6 protein-coding genes are annotated in these 7,183 nt (G+C 73.5%); 5 read left to right on the plus strand and 1 reads right to left on the minus strand.

Annotation, left to right across the window (positions count from 1 at the left end; genetic code table 11):
• Window positions 1-164: 164 nt before the first annotated feature.
• From AAT21_RS08715 to AAT21_RS08735, 5 genes are read left to right on the plus strand one after another with little or no spacing between them, the layout of a single operon-like run.
• Complete coding sequence (locus AAT21_RS08715; RefSeq protein ID WP_046776138.1) at window positions 165-3,122, plus strand: sensor histidine kinase; 2,958 nt, start codon at window positions 165-167, stop codon at window positions 3,120-3,122.
• Window positions 3,119-3,607: a roadblock/LC7 domain-containing protein gene (locus tag AAT21_RS08720; protein ID WP_030658957.1), complete on the plus strand. Its 489-nt coding sequence runs from the start codon at window positions 3,119-3,121 to the stop codon at window positions 3,605-3,607. The genes AAT21_RS08715 and AAT21_RS08720 overlap by 4 nt, the downstream gene beginning before the upstream one ends.
• A complete protein-coding gene (locus AAT21_RS08725; RefSeq protein ID WP_030965346.1) occupies window positions 3,604-3,993 on the plus strand; it encodes a DUF742 domain-containing protein in 390 nt (129 codons plus the stop codon). The genes AAT21_RS08720 and AAT21_RS08725 overlap by 4 nt, the downstream gene beginning before the upstream one ends.
• On the plus strand, window positions 3,974-4,594 hold the full coding sequence (locus AAT21_RS08730; protein ID WP_046776139.1) for a GTP-binding protein: 621 nt from the start codon (window positions 3,974-3,976) through the stop codon (window positions 4,592-4,594). Before AAT21_RS08725 ends, AAT21_RS08730 begins: the two co-directional genes overlap by 20 nt.
• Before the next feature lie 11 nt (window positions 4,595-4,605).
• On the plus strand, window positions 4,606-5,880 hold the full coding sequence (locus AAT21_RS08735; RefSeq protein ID WP_046776140.1) for a styrene monooxygenase/indole monooxygenase family protein: 1,275 nt from the start codon (window positions 4,606-4,608) through the stop codon (window positions 5,878-5,880).
• Here AAT21_RS08735 and AAT21_RS08740 read toward each other — a convergent pair.
• Window positions 5,817-6,989 carry a C40 family peptidase gene (locus tag AAT21_RS08740; protein ID WP_046776141.1) on the minus strand — a complete coding sequence of 391 codons (1,173 nt, stop codon included), beginning with the start codon at window positions 6,987-6,989 and terminating at the stop codon, window positions 5,817-5,819. The two genes, AAT21_RS08735 and AAT21_RS08740, sit on opposite strands and share 64 nt — an antisense overlap.
• Between the last annotated feature and the right edge of the window lie 194 nt (window positions 6,990-7,183).

Here is a 7,183-nt window from a genome sequence, read left to right on the forward strand (position 1 = left end):
CACTCGTTCGAGTGGCCGGGTGGGCGATGTGCGGCTCTCTCCCCAACACGCTGCAAAGGTCTGAGGCGGTACGAGGGGGCAGGGGGCGTTTACTTGTTGACCGGCCGTTACCTCGGCCACACGAGTAGACGAGCAAAAGCACACGTACAGGATTGCGAGCACCGGTGCAGAAGAAGCGGTCTCGGAAGAACGGCACCGCCGCCGAAGGCCCGGCCCCCGCAGGACGCCGCGTCCGCGTGCGCAGCCGGCTGGTCGTCGGCGTCGCCGTCGCAGGGCTCACCGTCCTCGCGGCCGGCACGCCCGCCGTCGTCACCGCCGCGAGGGAGCTGAACGACTCCCAGCGGCTGGTCACCCTCGCGGAGCAGACCGGGCAGATCCTCACCCTCACGCATGTCCTTGCCGACGAGCGTGACGCCGTGGTCGAGTACGCCGCCAAGGGCCGCCCCGGCGCCGCCAAGAGCGCCCTCCAGGAACGCATCCTGCGCACCGACCGGCAGATCGCCGAGGCCGCCGCCGAGGTCGACGAACCCCTCGCCATGGCCCTCGCCCGCGTCGCGTCCGTCCGTACCGAGGCCATCGACGGCAAGGGCACCGCCCTCGCCGCCCACCAGGCGTACACCGGTGTCATCACGGAACTCCTCGCCCCCGGCGGCCGGCTCGCCGACCTCACCCCGCCGCGCGCCGAGGCCGCCCTCGCCACCACCCGCCCCCTGGCCCCGCTCGGCCAGGCCGTGGAACAGGCCTCGGCCACCCGCGGACTGCTCCTCGCCGCACTGGCCGTCCCCCGCGGTGAACAGCCTCCGGGCTCGGCCGTGGTCGACGAACTCACCGCCGCCGCCCAGCGCTCGCGCGTACGGGAGCAGGCCGCCCTCGACGACTTCACCCGGGTCGCCCGGCCCGACGTACGCCAGACCCTCACCGCCACCGTCACCGGCCCCGAGGTCAAGGCGGCCGACGACTTCCTCAAGCGGCTCACCGACCGGCCCACCCTGACCGGCCCCGACCGCAAGACCGACGGCGCCGCCGTCGGCACCGCGCTCACCGCCCGCATCGACCGGATGCGCACCGTCGAAGCCACCCTCGCCGGACAGCGGGCCTCCGCCCTCGCCGGCCTGCGCGACGACGACGTGACCCGGCTGGAGATCATGGTCGCCCTGCTGGGCGTGCTGTTCCTCGTCGCCGTCGGCTTCTCCACGGCCGTCGCCCGCTCGCTCACCCGCCCGCTGTCCGTCCTGCGGCGCGGCGCGGAACGGCTGGCGACGCCCGAGGGCTCGGTCGAACCGGTGCGGTTCACCGGCCGCAACGACGAGTTCGCCGAGGTCGTTCGGCACCTGAACGCCGTACGCGACCAGACGGTCTCCCTGCACACCCGGATCGCCGGGCTCGACGCCGACCGGCGCCGCATCATCGGCCGCAACGAGGCGCTCGCCTCCGGCCGGGAGGCGCTGGAGGAGGAGCTGACGACCCTGCGCGCCGGGCTGGAGGAGCACCGCCGCATCATGTCGACGACCTCCGTCTCGCTGTCGCTGCGCACGCTGGGCCTGGTGGAACGCCAGCTCGCCGTCATCGAGGAACTGGAGTCCAAGGAACAGGACCCCGACCGGCTCGCGACCCTCTTCAAGCTGGACCACCTGGCGACCGTGATGCGCCGCCACAACGAGAACCTGCTGGTTCTCGCCGGGCAGGAGCACGGCCACGGGCAGGGGATGCCGGTGGCGCTGGTCGACGTGATGCGGGCCGCCGTCAGCGAGATCGAGCGCTACGAGCGCGTCGACCTCGCGGCCCTGCCCTCGTACACGCAGGTCGCCGGGCACGCCGCCGACGACATCTCGCACGTGCTGGCCGAACTGCTGGAGAACGCCACGACGTTCTCCCCGCCCGAGGTCAAGGTGAAGGTGTCCGGCTGGACCCTGGACACCGGCGATGTCGTGCTGTCCGTCGTCGACGAGGGCATCGGTGTCACCGAGGACCGCCTGGAGGCGCTCAACGCCCGGCTGTCCACGCCCGAGGCGTACGACGAGGAGCCCGAGGAGGAGCACGGCCTGGGCCTCGGCCTGTACGTGGCCGGGCGGCTCGCCGCACGGCACGGGGTCACCGCGGAGCTGCGCGGCGCGCGGCACGGCGGGACCGAGGCCCTGGTCGTCGTCCCCGCCGCACTGCTGCCCGCCACCCCGCCAGCTTCGCCGGTCCACACCCTGGCCACGCCGGGCGCGCCCTCGCTGCACCTGCCGGGCGTGATAGCGGAGGCGAACGAGAACACCCTGCCCGCCCGCCCGCGCGGTGCGCACGCCGCACCCGAGGCCGAGGCGGAGACGGCCGACCCCGCCGACGCGGTGGTCCCGGCCCCGGAGCCCGCCCTCCCGGCGGAACCGGTCACCCCGGTCACCCTGGCCGAGGCCCTGGCGCCCCCCGCCGAGGCCGAATCCGACCAGGAGCCCACCACCGACCTCCAGTCGCCCGACGAGGCCTTCACCGCGGCCCCGGCCGAGGACGTCCCCCCGGCGGAGCAGGTCTTCACCACGGCCCCGGCCGTCGACGCCGTACCCGCCGCCGAGCAGGCCCCGCCCGCGGACCAGGTGTTCACCGCCGAGCCCCCCGCAGGGGAAGCGCTCGTCGCCCGCATCACCCACGACACGGACCCGGCCGACTTCACCCTCCCGGACCCCGCCGAGTACGACCCCGCCGAGTACCAGCCCGCCGGGTCCGACTCCGCCGAGGACCGGTCCGCCGGGTCCGACTCCGCCGGGTCCGACCCCGCCGAGCCCCCCGCAGGGGACCACGCACACGCCCCCGCCGAGGCCGACTGGCTCCCCCGCCAGGGCAGCCACCCCGCCGACCCCGCCGACGGCGGCGGCCCCGTCACCGACAAGGGCCTGCCGAAGCGGACCCCGCGCACCGTGGCCGCCCCGCGCAGGGAGGACGTACCGCCCCAGCCGCCGCGCCGGGTCGACGCCGAAGAACTGCGACGCCGGCTCGGGGGCTTCTACCAGGGAGCCCAGGACGGCCGGCGCGTCGCCGCCGCCGAGCTCGCGCAGGACGGGGACCCGGACCGCGGGCAGGACCGGCGGCAGGAACAGAGCAATACCGACCAGGGGGACAGCGCACAGGAGGCACGCACATGACCGCGCCCAGTACGTACGGACTGAGCACCCAGGCCCGCAACCTGCAGTGGCTGCTGACCGACCTGGTCGAGGAGGTGCCCGGCGTCAACTCCGTCGCCGTCGTCTCCTCGGACGGGCTGCTGCTCCTGTCCTCCGACCCAGGAGCGGGCGGCGCGGGCGAACCACAGGCGACGCCACGGCCGAAGGGCCCGCGGGGGGCGTCCGCCGACCTCGCCACCATCGTCTCCGGCCTCGGCAGCCTCACCACCGGGGCGGCCGCCCTCATGGAGTTCGGCGCCGTCAAGCAGACCATGGTGGCGATGGAGCACGGCTCGGTCTTCGTCATGGCCATCAGCGACGGCTCACTCCTGGGCGTGCACGCCACGCCCGACTGCGACATGAGCGTCGTCGCCTACCACATGGCCCTGTTCGTCGGCCGCGCCGGCCACGTCCTGACCCCCGAAGTCCGCAGCGAGCTGCGCCAGTCGATGGAGAACACCCCGTGAGGAGACCGGCCGCCGACCGACTCCCGATACGCGGAGCCGACCGCCGTCCCGCCCGCGTCCGCCCGTACTCCCTGACGGGCGGCCGGACACGGTTCACCCAGGTCCTGCACGTCGAGACCTTCGTCGCCGCCCTGGACACCAAGGCGTCCGAGCCGCAGAAGCCCGACCGCATGCCCGAGATGCCCGCCATCGTCGAGGTCTGCCGCCGTATGCGCACGATCGCCGAGATCGCCGCCCTGCTGAAGCTGCCGCTCGGAGTGGTCCGCGTCCTGGTCAGCGACCTCGCCGACCAGGGCAGGATCCGTGTCTACGGAACGGGCCACGGCGCAGGTCGGCCCGAACGCGCGCTGCTGGAAAGGGTGCTCGGTGGTCTTCGCCGTCTCTGACAGACCGGAGCTGGACGACGAACCGGTCCAGCCCTGGCAGTACGACCGCTCCCGCGCGCCCGTCGCCGTCAAGGTGCTGGTCGCGGGTGGTTTCGGGGTCGGCAAGACCACCTTCGTCTCCTCCGTCTCCGAGATCACCCCGCTGCGCACCGAGGCGGTGATGACCCAGGCCAGCGTCCCCACCGACGACCTGTCCGGCACCCCGGACAAGCACACCACCACCGTCGCGATGGACTTCGGCCGCATCACCCTGGCCGACGACCTCGTCCTCTACGTGTACGGCACCCCGGGCCAGGAACGGTTCTGGTTCATGTGGGACGACCTGGTGCGCGGGGCCATCGGCGGGCTCGTCATGGCCGACACCCGCCGCCTGCGCGACTGCTTTCCCGCCCTCGACTACTTCGAGAGCTCCGGGCTGCCGTACGCCGTCGCCGTCAACCACTTCGAGGGCTCGCAGCCGTACGAGCCCGAGGACGTGCGCGAGGCGCTCAGCGTCCCGCCGCACGTACCCGTGGTGATCATGGACGCGCGAGAGCGCCGGACGGTGATCGAATCCCTGCTGGCGCTGGTGGGCCACGCCCTGGACAGCACTCCCGAATAGAGGACTGAGAGATGCGCAGGATACTTGTCGTCGGAGCCGGCCAGTCCGGTCTCCAGCTCGCCCTCGGACTCCAGTCCAAGGGCTACGAGGTCACCCTCATGTCCAACCGGACCGCGGACGAGATCCGCACCGGGCGGGTCATGTCCACGCAGTGCATGTTCGACACCGCGCTCCAGCACGAGCGCGACCTCGGAATCAACTTCTGGGAGCAGCAGGCCCCGAAGATCGAGGGCCTCGGCGTCTCGGTCGCCGCCCCCGACGGCAGCCGTCCCATCGACTGGCTCGGCCGGCTCAAGGGCTACGCCCAGTCCGTGGACCAGCGTGTGAAGATGTCCGGCTGGCTCGACAGCTTCGCGCAGCGCGGCGGGCAGCTCGTCATCCACGGCGCGTCCGTCGCCGACCTCGACTACTTCTCCCGCACCTACGACCTGGTGCTGGTCGCCGCCGGCAAGGGCGAGCTGGTGTCGATGTTCGGGCGGGACGCGGCGCGTTCCCCGTATGACGCCCCGCAGCGCGCGCTGGCCGTCTCCTACGTGCACGGGCTCGGCCCGCGCCCCGAGCACCCGGAGACGGAAGCGGTCCGCTGCAACCTGGTCCCCGGCGTCGGCGAGCTGTTCGTGATGCCGACCCTGACGACCTCGGGCCGGGCGGACATCCTCTTCTGGGAGGGGCTCCCCGGCGGTCCGCTGGACGTCTTCAACGGCGTCAAGGACCCGGCGGAGCACCTGGCGCTGACGCTGGGGCTCATGGAGAAGTACACGCCGTGGGAGTACGCCCGGGCGACGAAGGTGGAGCTGACGGACGCGGGCGGCACGCTCGCCGGCCGGTACGCGCCGGTCGTGCGCAACCCCGTCGGACGCCTCCCCGGCGGCGGGCTCGTCCTCGGCGTGGCCGACGTGGTCGTCGCCAACGACCCGATCACGGGCCAGGGCTCGAACTCCGCTTCCAAGTGCGCCGCCTCGTACCTGTCCTCGATCCTCATGCACGGGGACAAGCCGTTCGACGAGGCCTGGATGAAGGCCACCTTCGACAAGTACTGGTTCACCACGGGCAAGCCCGTGACCCAGTGGACGAACGCGATGCTGGGCGTACCGCCGGAGCACGTGCTGAACCTGATCGGCGCGGCCGGGCAGCTCCAGCCGGTGGCGAATCGATTCGCCAATGGCTTCGACAACCCGGCCGACTTCGACGCCTACTTCTATGACCCCGAGGACGCGGCGGACTACCTCGCCGAGGTCACCGCCGCCGCGGCCCCCTCGTCCGCGGGCGCCTCCTCCGCGGAGTAACCGGCGTCGTCCCCCGCCGCCGCACCCGAGGACTCGGGCAGCGGCGGCGGGGTGAACTCCGCCAGCGGGGTCCCGTCCGGGTCCGGCCGCACCGCCCCGAGCAGCGGATTCGCGGCGATCGGCGAGACCTTCACGACGGATCCGGGCCGCGGCGCCTGGATCACCTTGCCGTCGCCCACGTACAGGCCCACGTGGGTGGCCTTGGGGAAGTAGACCACCAGGTCCCCCGGCCGCAGCCGGTCCAGCGGCACCCTGGGCAGCCGGGCCCACTGCTCCTGGCTGGTCCGCGGAATGCTCCGGCCGGCGTGCGCCCAGGCCTGCGAGGTCAGACCGGAGCAGTCGAAGGACCCGGGACCCTCGGCACCCCAGACGTACGGCTTCCCGATCTGCGCCGCCGCGTAGCGGAGGGCCGCGCCACCGGCGGCCGTGGGCGTGCCCGTGTGCGTGGGGAGGGCCCCGGAGGTCACCAGCTCGCGCTGCGCCGCGGCGGTCTTCTCGGCCTCGCGCGCCCCGAGCCGGGTGAGCTGCTCCGGAGTCAGCGAGGACAGCAGCCGCTCCACCTGCTTGAGCTGCGAGGCGACCTCCTCCTTGTGGACCTTCTGCTGCGCGGCCAGGGTCTGCCGGGTGTCGAGGGCCTTGCGGGCCCGTACGGCCAGCGCATCGGCCTTCTTCTCGCCGCGCGCGAGGCGGCTGAGCACCGCGGCCCGGCGGGCGCCCTCGCGGGCGGCGAGCCGACGCTGCTCCAGGGCCGCCTGCGGGTTCCCCGCCAGCAACATCCGGGCGTAGGAGGACAGGCCCTGGCTGCCCTGGTACTGCTCGCGGGCGAGCCGCCCGGCGATGGCCCGCTCGGAGTCGAGGGCCGTACGCACCCTGCCGAGCTCGGCGGCGCGCGAGCGCTCCTCCCGCCGGCCGGCCTCCAGGGCGTCCTCCGTGGTCTTGTACGCCTCGGAGGCCTCCTCGGCCTTCTGGTAGAGGCCCTGCAGGCGGGTGAGCAGCGCGCCCACGTTCTCCCCTTCGGGCAGAACCGGCTCGGCGTCGGCGCCCGGGACGGGTCCGGCGACGAGGAGTGCCACGGCGACGCAGGCAGCGCGAAGCCCCCGATATGACATGGGATCACCTCCGAGACCCCCGATGCTGCCACGCCCGGTATGACAAATCCCCCACCAGAACCGCCCCCGGGCCCGGTGCCACCCGATTGGCGGGGGGTGGGAGTGGTGGGGGTGGTGGTGCGGCGGGGCGGTGGCTTCGACGGTGCGGGGTGGGTGTGGGGGCGGCGGGACGGCCGGGCAGCATCAGAGAGGTA

It is taken from the genome of Streptomyces yangpuensis (assembly GCF_001005295.1).
In the GTDB taxonomy this organism is placed as follows: domain Bacteria; phylum Actinomycetota; class Actinomycetes; order Streptomycetales; family Streptomycetaceae; genus Streptomyces; species Streptomyces yangpuensis.

Bases quoted from the DNA above. Each gene is read 5' to 3' on its own strand.
- AAT21_RS08720 (WP_030658957.1), top strand. From the start codon at position 3,119: ATGACCGCGCCCAGTACGTACGGACTGAGCACCCAGGCCCGCAACCTG.
- AAT21_RS08735 (WP_046776140.1), top strand. From the start codon at position 4,606: ATGCGCAGGATACTTGTCGTCGGAGCCGGCCAGTCCGGTCTCCAGCTC.
- AAT21_RS08740 (WP_046776141.1), bottom strand. From the start codon at position 6,989: ATGTCATATCGGGGGCTTCGCGCTGCCTGCGTCGCCGTGGCACTCCTC.